Source organism: Acinetobacter sp. MB5 (genome assembly GCF_003261585.1).
In the GTDB taxonomy this organism is placed as follows: Bacteria; Pseudomonadota; Gammaproteobacteria; order Pseudomonadales; family Moraxellaceae; genus Acinetobacter.
Genome location: NZ_POVU01000024.1, coordinates 18,655 through 35,046, shown reverse-complemented (window position 1 = coordinate 35,046; position 16,392 = coordinate 18,655). Strand labels below are relative to the sequence as shown.

General features: G+C 41.3%; 19 protein-coding genes. 16 read left to right on the top strand and 3 right to left on the bottom strand.

What is annotated here, in order from left to right:
* Window positions 1–142: 142 nt before the first annotated feature.
* From C1A47_RS16225 to C1A47_RS16215, 3 genes are all read left to right on the top strand, one after another.
* Window positions 143–541 (top strand): hypothetical protein, encoded by a 399-nt coding sequence (locus tag C1A47_RS16225; protein WP_111896062.1) that lies wholly within the window; start codon window positions 143–145, stop codon window positions 539–541.
* A 77-nt stretch (window positions 542–618) separates the two neighbouring features.
* A complete protein-coding gene (locus C1A47_RS16220; RefSeq protein ID WP_111896061.1) occupies window positions 619–1,455 on the top strand; it encodes a class I SAM-dependent methyltransferase in 837 nt (278 codons plus the stop codon).
* A 147-nt stretch (window positions 1,456–1,602) separates the two neighbouring features.
* Complete coding sequence (locus tag C1A47_RS16215; protein WP_111896060.1) at window positions 1,603–1,914, top strand: ankyrin repeat domain-containing protein; 312 nt, start codon at window positions 1,603–1,605, stop codon at window positions 1,912–1,914.
* Window positions 1,915–1,977: 63 nt separating this feature from the next.
* Here C1A47_RS16215 and C1A47_RS16210 read toward each other — a convergent pair whose 3' ends face one another.
* Window positions 1,978–2,472 (bottom strand): lytic transglycosylase domain-containing protein, encoded by a 495-nt coding sequence (locus C1A47_RS16210; RefSeq protein WP_111896065.1) that lies wholly within the window; start codon window positions 2,470–2,472, stop codon window positions 1,978–1,980.
* A gap of 345 nt (window positions 2,473–2,817) precedes the next feature.
* Here C1A47_RS16210 and C1A47_RS16205 point away from each other — a divergent pair, with 345 nt between their 5' ends.
* The 8 genes from C1A47_RS16205 (at window position 2,818) to hisC (ending at window position 10,501) form a co-directional block, all read left to right on the top strand.
* Complete coding sequence (locus tag C1A47_RS16205) at window positions 2,818–4,269, top strand: RNA polymerase factor sigma-54 (protein WP_111896059.1); 1,452 nt, start codon at window positions 2,818–2,820, stop codon at window positions 4,267–4,269.
* Window positions 4,270–4,430: 161 nt separating this feature from the next.
* Complete coding sequence (gene hpf / locus C1A47_RS16200) at window positions 4,431–4,769, top strand: ribosome hibernation-promoting factor, HPF/YfiA family (RefSeq protein WP_111896058.1); 339 nt, start codon at window positions 4,431–4,433, stop codon at window positions 4,767–4,769.
* A 138-nt stretch (window positions 4,770–4,907) separates the two neighbouring features.
* Complete coding sequence (gene ibaG, locus C1A47_RS16195; protein ID WP_111896057.1) at window positions 4,908–5,159, top strand: BolA family iron metabolism protein IbaG; 252 nt, start codon at window positions 4,908–4,910, stop codon at window positions 5,157–5,159.
* A 6-nt stretch (window positions 5,160–5,165) separates the two neighbouring features.
* Window positions 5,166–6,425, top strand: coding sequence for a UDP-N-acetylglucosamine 1-carboxyvinyltransferase (gene murA, locus C1A47_RS16190; RefSeq protein ID WP_111896056.1), 1,260 nt, complete (start codon window positions 5,166–5,168; stop codon window positions 6,423–6,425).
* Window positions 6,426–6,428: 3 nt separating this feature from the next.
* On the top strand, window positions 6,429–7,124 hold the full coding sequence (hisG, locus tag C1A47_RS16185) for an ATP phosphoribosyltransferase (protein ID WP_111896055.1): 696 nt from the start codon (window positions 6,429–6,431) through the stop codon (window positions 7,122–7,124).
* Window positions 7,125–7,272: 148 nt separating this feature from the next.
* Window positions 7,273–7,935, top strand: a complete 663-nt coding sequence (locus C1A47_RS16180) for a DUF4272 domain-containing protein (protein ID WP_111896054.1) — start codon at window positions 7,273–7,275, stop codon at window positions 7,933–7,935.
* A 119-nt stretch (window positions 7,936–8,054) separates the two neighbouring features.
* On the top strand, window positions 8,055–9,362 hold the full coding sequence (hisD, locus tag C1A47_RS16175) for a histidinol dehydrogenase (protein ID WP_162625973.1): 1,308 nt from the start codon (window positions 8,055–8,057) through the stop codon (window positions 9,360–9,362).
* 53 nt (window positions 9,363–9,415) lie between these two features.
* A complete protein-coding gene (gene hisC, locus C1A47_RS16170; protein ID WP_111896064.1) occupies window positions 9,416–10,501 on the top strand; it encodes a histidinol-phosphate transaminase in 1,086 nt (361 codons plus the stop codon).
* Window positions 10,502–10,570: 69 nt separating this feature from the next.
* On the opposite strand, the gene pabB is transcribed toward hisC, so the two are convergent.
* Together pabB and C1A47_RS16160 are read right to left on the bottom strand one after the other, a co-directional pair.
* Window positions 10,571–11,923, bottom strand: coding sequence for an aminodeoxychorismate synthase component I (pabB, locus tag C1A47_RS16165; RefSeq protein WP_111896052.1), 1,353 nt, complete (start codon window positions 11,921–11,923; stop codon window positions 10,571–10,573).
* 97 nt (window positions 11,924–12,020) lie between these two features.
* Complete coding sequence (locus tag C1A47_RS16160; RefSeq protein WP_111896051.1) at window positions 12,021–12,569, bottom strand: NUDIX hydrolase; 549 nt, start codon at window positions 12,567–12,569, stop codon at window positions 12,021–12,023.
* A gap of 108 nt (window positions 12,570–12,677) precedes the next feature.
* Here C1A47_RS16160 and C1A47_RS16155 point away from each other — a divergent pair, with 108 nt between their 5' ends.
* From C1A47_RS16155 to C1A47_RS16135, 5 genes are all read left to right on the top strand, one after another.
* Window positions 12,678–13,277, top strand: coding sequence for a CoA pyrophosphatase (locus C1A47_RS16155; RefSeq protein WP_111896050.1), 600 nt, complete (start codon window positions 12,678–12,680; stop codon window positions 13,275–13,277).
* 31 nt (window positions 13,278–13,308) lie between these two features.
* The gene (locus C1A47_RS16150) at window positions 13,309–13,848 is read left to right on the top strand and encodes a gamma carbonic anhydrase family protein (RefSeq protein ID WP_111896049.1); all 540 of its coding nucleotides are present in this window, start codon (window positions 13,309–13,311) and stop codon (window positions 13,846–13,848) included.
* A gap of 128 nt (window positions 13,849–13,976) precedes the next feature.
* Complete coding sequence (tsaB, locus tag C1A47_RS16145; protein WP_111896048.1) at window positions 13,977–14,642, top strand: tRNA (adenosine(37)-N6)-threonylcarbamoyltransferase complex dimerization subunit type 1 TsaB; 666 nt, start codon at window positions 13,977–13,979, stop codon at window positions 14,640–14,642.
* A gap of 12 nt (window positions 14,643–14,654) precedes the next feature.
* Window positions 14,655–15,476: an undecaprenyl-diphosphate phosphatase gene (locus tag C1A47_RS16140; protein ID WP_111896047.1), complete on the top strand. Its 822-nt coding sequence runs from the start codon at window positions 14,655–14,657 to the stop codon at window positions 15,474–15,476.
* Window positions 15,476–16,276: a class I SAM-dependent methyltransferase gene (locus tag C1A47_RS16135; RefSeq protein WP_111896046.1), complete on the top strand. Its 801-nt coding sequence runs from the start codon at window positions 15,476–15,478 to the stop codon at window positions 16,274–16,276. Before C1A47_RS16140 ends, C1A47_RS16135 begins: the two co-directional genes overlap by 1 nt.
* The last annotated feature ends 116 nt before the right edge of the window (window positions 16,277–16,392 follow it).

Genomic DNA, 16,392 nt, shown 5'->3' with positions numbered 1-16,392 from the left:
ATCCAAGTTTTTTAAACTTAATATTTAGAGTATTCTATATTAAAACACTCTAATCATAATTTTTATAAATATATAACTTTGTTCTACATTCAATCGAAATCTGTATAAATAAAATGCTATTTTTAAAAGAAGATTCAGATCTATGGTTATTGCAAATCAATATGATGTAAATGTAACTGTTATACCTAATACTTTACCTGAAGTGATTCATGTTTCTTATGATTTGTGGAAACTTGAAATAACGCTTATTTTTCCTGATCAACCGATTCCTGTGTATGTTAGCTTCTCTTCAATTGGCTTTCGTATTCTGGATGAAGGAGACTTGCTAGATTATTGGGATGACGAAAGTCGTGTTCCAGGATGGATATGGAAAATAAATTCTGGTGGATGGTTTGATCAGGAATCTGAACGTGGTGGCTTTCTTCAAGAACAGTTAGCTAAGGTTGGATATGAAAGACCACATGAGTATCTAATTCTTGGAATAAATGATTGTGTTAGTGTTTTTAGCAGAGGAGAGCCAAAAATTTCAATGGCTGAATAAGCGATTTACTTAAAGTAAAGTTGATTCATAATAAAAGTTAACCTATAAAATTAAGCCGCATAAGAAGGAACTTGTGTATGCAAACTACAATTAATGAAGCAATACAAACGCATTATCATCAAACTCACCAAGATTTAAGTGAGGTTATATTAGCAGCACTTGAAAAATCAGGAAAAGATTTAAGCTGTTTAACACCTGAAGACTTAGCTCCAATTGATGAATTTCACATCCGAGGAAGGATAGCAACACTCGAACTGGCTCGAGCGGCGGGACTAGATGCAACAAAGTATGTGCTCGATGTTGGTAGTGGTGTTGGGGGAACATCACGTTGTCTTGCTAAAGAATTTGGCTGCCATGTTACAGGTATTGACTTAACAAATGAGTATTGCAAAGCAGCCAAAACACTCACTGCTAAGACAGACCTTTTGAACCTCGTAGATTTTCAACAAGCTGATGCAACTAAACTGCCATTTGATGATCAGACATTTGACGTTGTATGGACGGAACATGCTGCCATGAACATTTCTGATAAAGTTCAATTATATAAAGAGATGTACAGAATATTAAAGCCAGGCGGTACACTTGCTATCTATGATGTTCTCGCAGGACCATTAGAACCAGTTATTTTCCCAGTGCCATGGGCACGAACAGCTGATACGAGTTTTCTTGTCCAACCTACTGAATTACATCAACTTCTTGTTAATGCTGGATTTACTATTACAGATTGGACAGACACAACAGAAGCCGCAAGGGAATGGTTTATAAAGCTTGCAGATAAGATTAAAAAAGATGGGCTGCCACCTCTTGGATTTCATATTCTGCTTGGAAATGATTTTCAGTCAATGGCTCAAAACCAGCGTCGCAATCTAGAAGAGGGGCGAATTGTACTGGCACAAGTGATTGCAAAGAAATAAATAAAATCTGATATTGATACGCTATCGTCTACAAGTGCATTTGCAAGGTAGAGATCATTAGATTCTCATCGCATTTTTATCTAGATGTATCATTGAATTTGAGTTTTAATTGTGGTTTGAGCACTAAAATAAAAAGGGTTAAATCTGATGAAACTCAATTCTTTTTCACCAATTCCTGAAAATGATGATGAACTTCATCTTCCTGAACTTATTTACTGGTCATCTTTAGGAGATGTGGAACAAGTTGAACAATTATTGCATGATGGTGCAGATCCCAATCAAACTGATGATGAGGGGTATAGCGCATTACAAGCTGCGGCCGAAAATGACAATATAGATGTAGTCAAACTGTTAGTCAGCAAAGGCGCAAGAATTGATCATCGGGCCAGATATACGGCACTTGAGCTTGCAGAAATGGCTGGAAATACAGAAGTTGTCGCATTTTTAAAGTCATTGTAATACATTCTTATAAATAGAAAATTTAACCTTTTGATTATTAGGTTTATGTATTTTATAAGAAATTTACAATGCTTCTTTTAACTCTTTTTCGAGATGCTTAACTTGGCGTGCGTATTTTTTTGCTTTATGCCGTGTCCAAAAACTGGATTCATAACCTGCTGGACCAACATTATAATACGCTGTTGCTTTAAACCAGCTTCCAGAAAGCGCATGATAATGGCTCAAAATATAAGTGCTACATTGAATATTTGTTGCTTCATCGAATAAATTGCCAGTACATTGACCTCTCCAGTAGCTTGGAATAATTTGTGTTAATCCTACAGCACCAGTGGGTGAGCGTGCAGCACTATTATAATTTGATTCCTGTCGAATCAATGCTGCAACTAACAAGGGTGGAACCTGATACTGGTCTGCACTTTGGATAATCAATGGCGAGAGACGCTGGGCTTTTGCTGGAGATACTGTATAGGCTTTTTGTAAGCCTGAAGAAAGTTTTAAAGAACGTGATGCAACAGAACCACTATGTGGTCCAAGACTGCTACAGCCCGCTAAAGTCATTAATGATGTTGTAACTAAGATATTTTTGAGATTAAAAAAATTTTTCTGATGAATAAGCAAAATTTAAATCCAAAGTACGTTAAGGATGTAGGGATCTTAATTTTGTTTAATTTAGAAGGTCAAGCTCTAGTAACTTTTTTCTAGCAATTCAAAAATAAGCGTTTTGAAAAAAATAAAACACAAGTTTTTATTTGAGATAAGTTCTTCAAAGATACATAAGTATTAATAATTTTATTGATCGCGTTGGGCATAATTTCCCTTTTCTTGTATGTTTTTTATTAACTATATGCTATAACCATAAGAACGGCATAAAAATTGCTTGGGTCTCTTGGGATAGAAATCTTTATGAAGTTGTCTGTAGGATTAAAAATTGCCAATTCATTGTCGCTTACGCCACAATTGCAACAGGCTATTCGACTTTTGCAGCTTTCTAGCCTTGAATTAGAACAAGAAATTCAGGTTCAGCTAGAAAGTAATCCTTTACTTGAAAAAGTTGAAGATTTATCAAGTGCAGATACTGGTCTTGATGCTGAAAATGATTATGAAAATAAGGATTTAACCAAAGAGTTAAATGCTGACTATTTGCCGGATGATTTACCTGTCGATACAGATTGGGATGAAGTTTATACACATCAATCGACAGCTTTGGGCACAGCAGAATTTGAAGAACGGGAAGATAATCGCCAAAGCCATCTGAGTTTGCAGGAACATATGCATAATCAGATTAATCTATTGCATTTTTCTAAAGTAGATCAGTTAATTGCGTATTGCATTGTAGATTCTTTAGATGAAAAAGGCTTTTTAGATGCTGAAATTTCAGAAATTACAGCATCCGTTCAGCATCTTTTGCAAGAACTGGACTATGATGAAATTGTTGAAGATGAAGAAGTCATAGTTGTTCTAAAACATTTGCAGCGTTTGGATCCAATCGGAATTGGTTCACGCAATCTTGCCGAAAGTTTAAAAATTCAATTGGAATATTTACCGCCAGCCACTCCTTCTCGCTATGAAGCATTAAAAATGCTGGAGTACTATCCGCTTTTGGTCGCAAATGATATTAATAAATTGATGAAACAGACAGGACTCAATCCAGATCAGCTAAAAGCATCGATTGAATTAATTAAGACATTAAAGCCGTATCCAGGAAGTGATTTTGAGTCAGGGGAATCTGAATATCAGATTCCAGATGTGGTTGTCACCAAAAAACAGGATCACTGGCAAGTTCAGTTAAATCCAGATGTAATGCCGAAACTTCGGATCAACTCTTTTTATTCCAATATGATTCGACGTGCAGATCAAAGCTCGGATAATCAATATTTGCGTAATCAGATGCTTGAAGCTAAAAACTTTATTAAGAGTATTGATGAACGTCATAAAACCTTGTTGAAAGTGGCGAGCTGTATTGTGAAGCATCAAAAGGCATTTCTAGAGCAAGGTCCTGAGGCGATGAAGCCTTTGGTACTGCGTGATGTAGCCGAAGAAGTGGAATTGCATGAGTCAACAGTGTCACGAGTCACGACGAATAAATACATTCTGACGCCACGTGGTCTGTTTGAATTGAAATATTTCTTTTCAAGTCATGTTGGCACAACGACAGGTGGTGAATGTTCGTCAACAGCAATTCGTGCCATGATTAAAAAAATGATTTCGGCAGAAAATCCTCGTAAGCCATTGTCAGATAACGTAATTGCGAATTTATTGAAAGAAGAGGGGATTGACGTTGCGCGTCGTACAGTTGCTAAATATCGTGAGTCACTGAACATTCCGTCGTCTTCTGACAGAAAAGTATTGATTTGAAGAAGTGAATTTGTTAATTCTAAAGATTCATTATGACAACATGATGAATCTTTTTTTCTTGGAGTGGCTTGTGATGTTGGAATGATAGTGAAATAAACTGTGATTGCATTCATCATCAGCCATGACGATCTTTATCCTGAGCATTAATGAGGGATAGTGGTATGCAATTAACAATTCGTGGACATCATTTAACAATTACACCTGCGATAGAAGAAAATATTCGCACTAAGTTTGATCAAATGACAAAACATATTGATCAAGTGAATAGTATGCAGGTGAAACTCTCAAGAGATCATCAACTAGATAAACGTTCTCGGAAAGGGAGTGCGAATCATATTGCCGAGGCGATTATTCGTTTGCCTGGCGCTGAACTTTTTGCACAAGCGTGTGCGGATGACATGTATACTTCCATTAATAAATTAACTGAGAAAATGAAACGACAACTGGCAAAACATCGTAAAATGCAGATGATTTTCCCACAAGTTATTGTTCCAGTTTAATTTTTAACTTAAGGGAAAGAGGTTTTTATAAACCTCTTTTTTTATGGCAATTTTACGATTGCCTAATGAATAATTTTTTTTAAATATAGTAAAATAGCCAGTTTTTACAACGTAGGTCTTACACGAGGTCTTTTACCCATGAATAGTGAACAGCTCACTGAAATTTTAAAAGCAACTTTTCCACATGCAGAAGTTGTTGTGAGTGGACAAGCTGGAAAGTTTGACCTACGTATTGTTGATGATCAGTTTGAAGGCAAACGCCCTGTGGCTCGTCAGCAAGCGGTTTATGCACCATTAAATGATTATATTGCCAGTGGAGCAGTACATGCTGTGACCATTCGTGCAATGACGAAAGAAGAATGGCGCAAAGCTAGCTTGTTCGGAGCTTAATGATTTATGGATAAATTTCTCATCCAAGGTGGTCAAAAATTAGAAGGTGAAGTCCGTATTTCGGGTGCTAAAAATGCAGCGTTGCCACTATTGGCAGCGATGATTTTAGCAGATTCACCAATTCGTATTTCGAACATGCCAAACCTTCGTGACGTCAATACGCTAGTGAAACTGATTGCTGGTTTAGGTGTGACGATTGAATATTCGGGTGATACGGTTACTGCGGATACTTCAACATTAAATAACCAATTTGCGCCTTATGACTTGGTGAAAACCATGCGTGCTTCGATTTTGGTGCTAGGCCCACTGGTCGCACGTTATGGCGAAGCGAAAGTTTCTTTGCCAGGCGGTTGTGCAATTGGTTCACGTCCTGTTGACCAGCATTTAAAAGCATTAGAAGCTTTGGGTGCACATATTGAAGTTGAAAATGGTTATGTACATGCCAAAGTTGATGGTCGCTTAAAAGGCGGTGAAGTTGTCTTTGATATGGTCACTGTGGGCGGTACAGAAAACATTCTGATGGCTGCGGCACTGGCTGATGGTGTGACCACAATTCGCAATGCAGCACGTGAGCCTGAAATTACCGATTTGGCGCAAATGCTGATTAAGATGGGCGCTCAAATTGAAGGTTTAGACACCGATACTTTGGTGGTGACGGGTGTTGAAAGTCTGCATGGTTGTGACTATGCTGTCGTCGCTGACCGTATTGAAACAGGTTCTTACCTTGCTGCCGCTGCAATTACAGGTGGTCGTGTCAAAACGACACATACCGATCCTGCATTGCTTGAATGCGTCCTCGACAAGTTTGAAGAAATGGGTGCCGAAGTTACCCGTGGTGATGACTGGATCGAGTTAGACATGCAGGGTAAACGTCCGAAAGCGGTCAGCTTCCAGACGTTACCACATCCTGATTTCCCAACCGACATGCAAGCACAGATCATGGCGGTGAATGCGATTGGTCGTGGTTTTGCGACTATTTCAGAAACGATTTTTGAAAACCGCTTTATGCATGTCCCTGAATTGTCACGTATGGGTGCCAATATTCAGGTCGAAGGCAATGATGCAGTGGTGACTGGAGTTGAGCAACTTTCAGCAGCACCTGTCATGGCAACTGATTTACGTGCGTCTTTTTCATTGGTGCTAGCAGCACTTGCCGCAGAAGGTGAAACCTTGATTGATCGTATTTATCATATCGATCGTGGCTATGAAAATATCGAAGCGAAACTACAAGGTATTGGCGCAAAAATTAAACGAGTAAGTGGATAAGAAATGAACGAGTTTAGAAACGATGATCCGAATTTCAATGTGATGGGTAATTTTGATCATGGTTTAACGTTAGCCCTCAGTAAAGGTCGAATTCTCAAAGAAACTTTACCTTTGCTGGAAACAGCAGGCATTAACTTGCTTGAAGACCCTGAAAAATCACGTAAATTGATTTTCCCGACCACGCATAAACTGGTTCGTATTTTGATTTTACGTGCTTCAGATGTGCCAACCTACGTGGAAAATGGTGCGGCAGATTTGGGTGTGGCGGGTAAAGATGTCCTTATGGAACATGGCGCACAAAATGTCTATGAACCATTGGACTTGAAAATTGCCAATTGTCGCCTGATGACTGCTGCTAAAGTGGGAATGGTTCATCCACAAGGTCGTTTAAAGATTGCCACCAAGTATGTGAACTTAACTCGCCAATACTATGCCAGCTTAGGCGAGCAAGTAGATGTCATTAAGCTGTATGGTTCTATGGAATTAGCGCCATTGGTCGGTTTAGGTGATTACATTGTCGACGTCGTTGATACAGGTAATACTTTACGTGCCAATGGTCTAGAGCCACTGGAAGAAATTTGCAAAGTCTCTTCACGCCTGATTGTCAATAAAGCCAGCTTTAAACGTAAGCAAGCGTTGTTAAATCCGATCATTTCTCAGCTTGAAACGGCTGTAAATGAACGTCAAAAGCAAAAATAATTGCTTGTGAATCAAAAAACCGCCAATTTTGGCGGTTTTTTTTATGGCTGAGATTTTCAAAATCCGAGCACCTTGTAACAAAATCCAATCATTCCACATCAAGAAATTCATGTTAAAAATACGGACTAAAAAAGAAGTAGTGATGAGAATGAAAACACCACAACAACGTAAAGAAGCCTCAATACATATCTTGAAACAGCATACCATCCCATATATTGATTGGTTACCAGTCATTGAATCTGTTGAAGAAATTGAAGCTCGCAGTGCAGAACGTATCGCCAAACGCGCCATTGCCTGTTTGTGGGTGATACAGGTTGCCTGTGATTTGGATAATCAGAAATATGATGATGAAACTCAGGAATTTGTTTTTGATATTTTGAGTCGCATGCAAGTCTTGGATGAACTAACAGACAAAGAAAAGGCAATTTTAAATCGGGATGTGTCACAGCAAGATGTGATTAACATGGTTTGGAAATATGAAGCCTATTGGGTTTTGCTTTGGGCTTTAGGCATTGTGGATGAGTTGGATTATCCTGAAAGTATTGTTGATTGTGACTTTGCAATTCAGGCAGTGACTTCGGTTGAATCATTTGATGAGTTTATGCAAAAAGTCCAGTTGCGTGACATGGAAGAAATTTTAGATCAGGCTGATTTGATCTATCGTTATGACTGGGCATGTGTCGATGCACGCTTAAAACAACAGGCTGCTCCAGCAGGTCTCAATGCATCCGTGGTGATGGAACGTCACGGTGCATTAAACTGGTTGATTCAACGAGATGGTTCTTGGGATCATCCTGATGTCAGTACCTAAAGATGATTCAGCATTTCAAAAGTAATTTTCTATCAAGCTTTTGCGATAGATGTTGAGTTGTTGTCCACAAGTCAGTCGAAACAGGGTAAACTAAAACCTCATTTTTGTTTAAACACCTTGTGGGTAAATTGATGCGACGTTTATCGACTCAAGCGCAGGACTTCCAGCAAGCCTTCGCTGATTTATTGGCTTTTGAAACAGTCAATGATCCAGAACTGCTCAAAACTGTAGACCAAATTATTGCCGATGTGCGCCAACATGGCGATGCACATGTACTTAAACTTACTCAGCAGTTCGATCGACATCCAGCGCATCAATTTTCAGATCTTGAATTGTCTCAAGCTCAGCTTAAAGCAGCTTTTGAGGGGTTAAACGCTGAGGTTCGTGAAGCACTCGAACTGGCTGCCAACCGCATCCGTTCATTCCACCAAGCACAAAAGCAAGATGGCTGGAGCTATGTGGATGATTTGGGTAATACCTTGGGTCAGAAAGTTACACCATTAGACCGTGTTGGGATTTATGTACCAGGCGGTTTGGCCTCTTATCCATCGTCAGTACTGATGAATGCTGTGCCTGCACATGTTGCGGGTGTGCCAGAAATTATTATGGTTGTACCTGCACCGAATGGCGAGTTGAATCCATTGGTTTTAGCGGCTGCTTATTTGGCAGGGGTACATCGCGTATTTACGATTGGTGGTGCGCAAGCCGTTGCAGCATTGGCATATGGGACAGAAACTATTCCACGTGTCGATAAAATCACAGGGCCGGGGAATCGTTTCGTGGCTGCGGCAAAACGTGCGGTGTTTGGTCAGGTTGGTATTGACATGATTGCAGGGCCATCTGAAATTTTGGTGTATGCCGAAGGTCAGAACGATGCCAAATGGATCGCGATGGATGTGCTGTCACAAGCCGAACATGACACCGTCGCGCAAGCGATCTTGATCACGCCTGATGAAGACTTCTTAAATGAAGTGGCTGAAGCGATTGAAGAACATTTGGCGGCATTACCAAAAGCCGAGATTGCCCGTACTTCGATTGCCAATCGTGGTGCATTAGTGTTGGTGAAAGATCGTGCAGAAGCGATTGAACTGATTAATCAAGTTGCACCTGAGCATTTAGAACTTTGTCTCGATGATGCAGAAGCCATGAGCCAAGACATTCGCCATGCGGGTGCAATTTTCATGGGACGTTTTACTCCTGAAGCGATTGGGGATTACTGTGCAGGGCCAAACCACGTCTTGCCAACCTCAGGCACAGCGCGTTTCTCATCACCACTGGGTGTTTATGATTTTCAAAAACGCTCAAGTTTAATTATGTGTTCTGAGCAGGGTGTGAAAACGCTGGCGAAAACCGCAGACATTTTGGCGCAAGAAGAAAACTTGGATGCGCACGCACGTTCTGCACGCTACCGTTATCAACCTGCTTAATGATCTATAGAAATTTGAGGGCTGTTTTTTCAGCCCTTTTTTGAGATGACATGATGAATATTTCAAATCAGCAAATGCGTTTTTGGAGCCCAGAAGTTCGCGAGCTTGAACCTTACGTACCCGGTGAACAGCCAAAAATCCAAAATTTACTTAAACTGAATACCAATGAAAATCCGTATCCACCATCACCAAAAGTGGTTGCAGCAGTGCAAGCCGTTTTGAATGATGGGGCGGATGTTTTGCGTTTATATCCAGACCCAGATGCAACTGCATTAAAACAGGCGATTGCCGCACAGCAAAATATTGATGCTTCACAAGTGTTTGTCGGCAACGGTTCAGATGAAGTTTTGGCGCACATTTTTAAGGCATTTTTCTTGCAGGATCAGCCGATTTTATCGCCTGATATTTCATATAGTTTTTATCCAGTTTATAGCCAGTTTTTTGCGATCAATACCAAAACTGTGCCACTGAATGATGATTTTGAAGTCGATGTTGCAGATTATCAGCAGCCAAATGGCGGCATTATTATTGCCAATCCAAATGCACCGACCAGTGTTGCGTTGTCACTCGAAAAAATCGAACAGTTGTTACAAGGCAACCCTGACCGTGTTGTGGTGATTGATGAAGCCTATGTTGATTTTGGTGCAGAGTCTGCTGTGGCTTTGGTCAACAAATACGAAAATCTGGTGGTGTGCCAAACTACATCTAAGTCACGTTCACTTGCAGGCTTACGTGTTGGTTTTGCAATTGCACAGCCGCATTTAATTGCTGCGCTTGAAGCAGTGAAAAACAGCTTTAACTCTTATCCGATTGACCGTTTTGCGATTGCCGCAGCGGTTGCATCCTTTGGAGATCAGGCTTATTTTGCTGAACATTGTCAAAAAGTGATTGATTGCCGTGAGCAGTTGGTGGCTGATTTGACTGCAATTGGTTTTAAAGTTTTACCATCGAAAGCTAACTTTATTTTTGCAACTTACCCTGAGCGTGATGCAGGTGAGTTGGCGGCTGAGTTGCGTGCACAAGGCATTATCGTGCGTTATTTCAATAAGCCACGTATTAATCAGTACTTGCGTATTACGATTGGTACGACTGAACAAAATCAGCGTTTGGTTGATACCTTAAAGAATCAGATTTTATAAGCTGTTCCTAAAATAAAAAAACTCGCAGTTTCGGCTGCGAGTTTTTTTATGGCTATATTCAAGATCAGTTTAACCTTGCCATGTATTGAGTAAATTGAGCATGGCAGAAATTTTGTCAAAACATTCCTGATATTCTGCTTCGGCTTGTGAAGCAATGGTAATGCCGCCACCTGCCCACATAGAGATTTCTTGTTGATATTTTTGCACTGAACGAATCAGAATATTCCAGCGACCTGTTCCATCTTGATTGAAGTAGCCTAATGAACCGCAATATGCGCCACGGGGTTGTTGCTCCAGTTCAGCAATAATTTGCATAGCACGAATTTTCGGTGCACCTGTAATGGAACCACCTGGTGAGGCTTTGAGCAGCATTTGCATCGGTTGAGTGTCAGATTTCAGATTTGCTTGAATCTCACTCACCATGTGATGCACCTGTTCAAAACTTTCAATCTCAAACAGTTTATTGGTTTTGACGCTGCCAATTTCCGCATAAACACTCAAATCATTCCGCAGTAAATCCACAATCATCAGGTTTTCGGCCTGATCTTTTTCAGACTGGATCAAACGCTGTTTAGACTGTTTATCTTGCTCGGGATCAGCATAGCGCGGCATGGTGCCTTTGATCGGGCGGGTGACAATTTGCTGCTGTGCCTGAAAATCAATAAACAGTTCAGGTGAACAACTGAGTAATTCAAAGTCACCGATTTTTAAATAACCTGCATAAGGCGCATTGGTCAGTTGCCAGAACTGCTCAGCCGTTTCCAGCAATAAACCGTGTGCTTGTCCGATAAATTGCTGGGTGAGGTTAATTTGGTAACAGTCACCTGCGCGAATGTAGTCAATAATGCGATCAAAGGCTTGGATATATTCTGCTTTCGACCAGCGTGCCTGACAGGCTTGAGTGAGTTGAAATGACGTTTTCGGTGCATCGACATCAAGTAGCGTGTGTATTTTTTGGAAAATGTGTTCGGCAGTTTCGTAGTCTTCTCGGCTATAGAAGACCCAGCCTTGTGTTTTTTCGTATTTGAGAAATGATAAATATTGCCCTAAATACAGTGCAGGTTGAGCATGTAAAGGGGCTGCAACATCTTGGCGGGCAGCATAATCATAACCGACAAAACCCATCCAACCGCCTTGGAACTGGGTTGCGGTTTGGGCTGTAGCATTGTTTTGGCAATTGACCCAATCTTCAAGCGCAACAGGCGAGGATTGTTCCTGATAGTGCCATGCAGCGTCACGAACAAAATGTTGGGTGTGCTGATCTTGAATCAGTTGGTATTGTTGCGGTAAGAACGCAATCACAGGATGATCATCATCATTGAGATAGATTAAACCTGTGAGCTGTTGTAAGCGCAGTAAAATTTCAGCTGCGGAGAAATCAAATTGTGATAGTGCTTTTTGCAGGGAATAGCAACTGGACATATAACAATAGGTTGCAAAAAAGAAAGGCAAATAGTGAAGCAATTGACACAGATAATCAATGCCTAGTCGGAGCTAGGCATTGAGAGGGATTGTATTTTTAGCCTGTTTCGTCGATACGTGTACCAATGGTTTCATGGTGCAGTGGGAAAGCATTGGTTTTTCGGTCATTAAAATAGTGTTGTAAGGTGTGTTGTACACTTGGGAAAGCTAAATCCTCCCAAGGAATTTCATCTTCCGCAAATAGACGGCATTCGAGGGTTTCAGGGCCTGCACCAAATTTCCCATCTTTTAAATGGGCTTTGAACAACACATAAATTTGCCCGATACGGGGAATATTGTACATGCAGTACAGTTGTTCAATCTCTATTTCAGCTTCTGCTTCTTCAAATGTTTCGCGTGCTGCACCTTGCTCCATGGTTTCAAACAGTTCCATGTAACCAGCAGGTAGTGTCCATAAGCCATAGCGTGGTTCAATGGCACGGCGGCAGAGCAGAATTTTATTGTCCCATGTCACCAAAGCACCACAAATAATCTTTGGGTTTTCATAATGAATATTGCCACAATGGGTACACACTTGACGGAATTTACTATCGCCCAAGGGAATTTTTTCGGCTGTAGGGTGTCCACATTTTACGCAGCAGTTCATAATAAATGATCAGTGAAAAAAGAGATGGTTCAGCATAACTGAAAAAAATCGCTTACGCATCATTTGCATGAGACTTGAGCAAGGAACAATATAAAAATAGGTGGTGGAATGAGTACAACGACTTTAATTGATCATTTGCAACAGCAGTTGCGTTTTGCGCGGCATATTGAGCCTGCGCAGGCGGCTGTCTTGATTGCAATTACCAAGGAAGATGATCCTAAAGTTGTGCTGACTCGTCGTTCGAAATATTTGAATCAGCACGCGGGTGAAGTTTCTTTTCCTGGTGGAAAACGTGACCCTGAAGATAGCAGTAATATTGCAGTGGCGCTGCGTGAGGCGCATGAAGAAATTGCATTGAATCCCTATGATGTCGAGTTGATTGGAGATTTGCCGATGCAGCGTTCAAAAAGTGGTTTAAGTGTAAAACCTGTGGTTGGATTGATTCACCCTCAAATTGAATTAATTGCACAACCTACAGAAATTGATCGGATTTTTTTGGCTTCATTGCATGAACTGATGCAAACCCCAACGCAGCCTCATGCTGTGCAATATCAGCAGCAAACTTTATATTTCCCGAGTATGCATGTACAGAATGAAATTGTGTGGGGACTGACGGCACGCATGCTGGTCAGTCTGTTTAAATACGGATTAAAGTATGAAAAAGAATGGCCGTTTTTATTGAATGCGGCTGAAATTAAGTCGATATAAAAATACAGATGATAAAAAGGAAGATTCACGCATGATGTATAAATTTCAGGGCTATGCGCCCACCACAACTGAGCAACCGTGGACAGGCTGGATTGCTGAAAATGCCACGGTGATTGGACATGTGGAACTTGGGCGACAAGTAAGCGTGTGGTTTGGTGCTGTGATTCGTGGGGACAATAGTCAGATTCGTATCGGTGATTTTAGTAATGTGCAGGACAACGCCGTGTTACATACCGATGCTGGCATTGAACTGAAGATTGGCAACTATGTCACGATCGGGCATAAAGCCATGCTGCATGGTTGTACGGTTGGCGATAATACCTTAATCGGTATAAATGCGGTGATTTTGAATCATGCGGTGATTGGTAAAAACTGCATTATTGGCGCGAATGCCTTGATTCCTGAAGGTAAGGTGATTCCTGATAATTCAGTGGTGATGGGGTCACCAGGGAAAGTGGTGAAAATGGTGGATACTGAGGGCGAAGAAAAATTGAAACAAAGTGCGTTGCATTATGCTGAGCATTTTAAAAAGTATTTGAGTTTAGAGCCTTTCTGGTTTCATCACGATTAAATAAAACAGGCTTAAGCTTCTAATGAGAAAACAATGCCAAGCTTTCGCTTGGTATTTTTTTATATTCGCGAAGTATCGGTGACTAGAGTATCATACAGGCGTTTTGTATTTTGTAATGTAGGGCATGCATGAAACTGCTAGCACTCGAAACAGCAAATGAACAATGTTCAGTTTGCCTGATCGAAGATTCTCACTCTGTCTTTTTTGCACTGAATGAACAAGCCAAAGCCCAGACTCAAACGTTATTACCCATGATTGAGCAAGGGTTACAGCAACAGGGCTGGACGACGTCACAACTGAATGTGATTGCATTTAGTCGCGGGCCAGGCTCATTTAGTGGAGTGCGAATTAATGCAGCAGTAACACAGGCACTGGCTTGGGCAAATGATCTTCCTGTGATTGCGGTATCGACTTTACAGGCGTTGGCACAGGCGGCATATCGTTTGCATGGTTTAACTGAAGTGACTGCGGTTTTAGATGCACGCATGAACGAAGTCTACATTGCCAGTTACCAGTTAGATGCAAACCAGATTATGCAGGCGGTTGACCAAGAGCAACTGTTGGATTATGCCGCAGCAGCTCAAGCGCAGCGTTTTACGGTTGTGGGTTCAGGGGCGCAACTTTTAGATGCCGAAGCCACCCAATACAAGACCGTGTGCCCGAATGCACAAGATATTGCAACAATCGCCGTACCTCAAGCACAACAACAAAATTGGGTAAGTGCGGAACAGGCTCTCCCTGTGTACTTACGTGATAACGCTTGGAAAAAAATTCCTGAGCAAGGTAAACCCTAACTAGGACAAAATATGGATCTTATACTGCTGTTTAAAGCTGCAATTATGGGCTTGGTTGAGGGGATTACTGAATTCCTGCCTATTTCCAGTACTGGACATCTCATTCTGGCTGGAGAACTTCTCGATTTCTGGACACCTGAAAAGCGCGACATGTTTGCAGTTTCGGTGCAAATTGGAGCGATTGCCGCAGTTATTTATGAATACTGGGGCAAGTTGTGGGGTGCTTTGATTGGCGCGCTGACAGGAGATCCTCAAGGTCGCCGTTTAAGTTTCAACCTGATTGTTGCAACCATTCCCGTTATGATTATTGGTTTGACGATTGGGGAAACAGTCAAAGCTTATCTATTTAATGCTGTGACAGTGGCTTTGGCGCTGATTGTCGGTGGTCTGATTATTTTATGGGCCGAACGCCGTCAACATATTGTTGCCTGTGAAGAAGTCGATGACATGAGTATGAAACAGGCCATTTTTATTGGTTTGATTCAATGTTTGGCTTTGATTCCGGGAACATCTCGTTCAGGTTCAACCATTATTGGTTCACTGTTTATGGGTGTCTCTCGTAAAGCAGCGGCTGAGTTTTCATTCTTCTTGGGTATTCCTGTATTGATGGGTGCAGGTCTGCTCGACATGTATAAAATGCGTCACGAGCTGCATACCCAAGATATGGAAGTTCTAGGTATGGGGATCGCGGTTGCATTTATTTCTGCACTGCTCGTGATTCGCGCCTTGATTCGTTATGTGTCTAAACATGACTTTAGTGCATTTGCTTATTACCGTATTGTTTTTGGTTTGTTGATTTTACTCACTTGGGGCACAGGCTGGGTACATTGGTAATGCAGTTTCATTGTTGGTATAGCCCTGAAGCTGAAGCACAATTTATTGTGCTTCAGCAGCGTTTAGCTGAATTAAAGGTTGAGCTGACAGGGCAAGTTGTTGAAAAAATCAATGCTAAGTTCCTGCGTTTACATCCTGAGTTGGCACTCGTTCTTGATGAGGATGGTTTAAGCCTTGCAGCCAATGGCATGAAAATGCAGCCCGATTGGCAGGCAGAAATTCCACGTTTAAAACGTGCAGGCATGAAGTCTGAAATGCTGGCACGGGCCTGTCAGGTCAATGAACAGCCGAATTTGATTGATGCCACTGCGGGCTTGGGGCATGACACGTTGCTGATGGCCAAACTTGGGGCAAAAGTCACCCTAATTGAGCGACATCCGATTTTATACATGCTATTAGAAGCAGCGCATCAGGCTGCTCAGCACGATGCATTTTTAGCGCCTGTTGCTGCTAATATTCATTTGGTTCATGCAGATTCTGCCGAATATCTCGAACAACAAATTCAAGCAGGGAACCAGTTTGATGTGATTTATCTGGATCCAATGTTTCCCCAACGTGACCAGAACCAGCAGGCCGTGAAAAAGCAGGCACAGGTCAAAAAGCAGATGCAATTGCTACATTTGCTGTTACCTGAAGATGGGGAAATGGATTTGGGGGGAAATCTGTTGGTACTGGCGCGACAACTGTCACAAAGGGTCATCGTCAAGCGTCCACGCCATGCGGTATATTTGGACAACCAAGCACCCCAGCATCAGTGGCTTGGTGATGCTTGTCGTTTCGATGGCTATTTTCGTCCGTAATGATTCGATTACGGACTGTTTAGAAAATCGCAAAGTTTTGTTAATTCATTCAAAATCACATTGATAAAAAAAAATGCAGGCATAAACTAAGGGATGCATAAATAACTCCATCGCTT

Excerpts from the sequence above, each read along its gene's own strand:
- C1A47_RS16225 (WP_111896062.1), top strand. The coding sequence starts at position 143 with ATGGTTATTGCAAATCAATATGATGTAAATGTAACTGTTATACCTAAT.
- C1A47_RS16220 (WP_111896061.1), top strand. The coding sequence starts at position 619 with ATGCAAACTACAATTAATGAAGCAATACAAACGCATTATCATCAAACT.
- C1A47_RS16215 (WP_111896060.1), top strand. The coding sequence starts at position 1,603 with ATGAAACTCAATTCTTTTTCACCAATTCCTGAAAATGATGATGAACTT.
- C1A47_RS16210 (WP_111896065.1), bottom strand. The coding sequence starts at position 2,472 with ATGACTTTAGCGGGCTGTAGCAGTCTTGGACCACATAGTGGTTCTGTT.
- C1A47_RS16205 (WP_111896059.1), top strand. The coding sequence starts at position 2,818 with ATGAAGTTGTCTGTAGGATTAAAAATTGCCAATTCATTGTCGCTTACG.
- hpf (WP_111896058.1), top strand. The coding sequence starts at position 4,431 with ATGCAATTAACAATTCGTGGACATCATTTAACAATTACACCTGCGATA.
- ibaG (WP_111896057.1), top strand. The coding sequence starts at position 4,908 with ATGAATAGTGAACAGCTCACTGAAATTTTAAAAGCAACTTTTCCACAT.
- murA (WP_111896056.1), top strand. The coding sequence starts at position 5,166 with ATGGATAAATTTCTCATCCAAGGTGGTCAAAAATTAGAAGGTGAAGTC.
- hisG (WP_111896055.1), top strand. The coding sequence starts at position 6,429 with ATGAACGAGTTTAGAAACGATGATCCGAATTTCAATGTGATGGGTAAT.
- C1A47_RS16180 (WP_111896054.1), top strand. The coding sequence starts at position 7,273 with ATGAAAACACCACAACAACGTAAAGAAGCCTCAATACATATCTTGAAA.
- hisC (WP_111896064.1), top strand. The coding sequence starts at position 9,416 with ATGAATATTTCAAATCAGCAAATGCGTTTTTGGAGCCCAGAAGTTCGC.
- pabB (WP_111896052.1), bottom strand. The coding sequence starts at position 11,923 with ATGTCCAGTTGCTATTCCCTGCAAAAAGCACTATCACAATTTGATTTC.
- C1A47_RS16160 (WP_111896051.1), bottom strand. The coding sequence starts at position 12,569 with ATGAACTGCTGCGTAAAATGTGGACACCCTACAGCCGAAAAAATTCCC.
- C1A47_RS16155 (WP_111896050.1), top strand. The coding sequence starts at position 12,678 with ATGAGTACAACGACTTTAATTGATCATTTGCAACAGCAGTTGCGTTTT.
- C1A47_RS16150 (WP_111896049.1), top strand. The coding sequence starts at position 13,309 with ATGATGTATAAATTTCAGGGCTATGCGCCCACCACAACTGAGCAACCG.
- tsaB (WP_111896048.1), top strand. The coding sequence starts at position 13,977 with ATGAAACTGCTAGCACTCGAAACAGCAAATGAACAATGTTCAGTTTGC.
- C1A47_RS16140 (WP_111896047.1), top strand. The coding sequence starts at position 14,655 with ATGGATCTTATACTGCTGTTTAAAGCTGCAATTATGGGCTTGGTTGAG.
- C1A47_RS16135 (WP_111896046.1), top strand. The coding sequence starts at position 15,476 with ATGCAGTTTCATTGTTGGTATAGCCCTGAAGCTGAAGCACAATTTATT.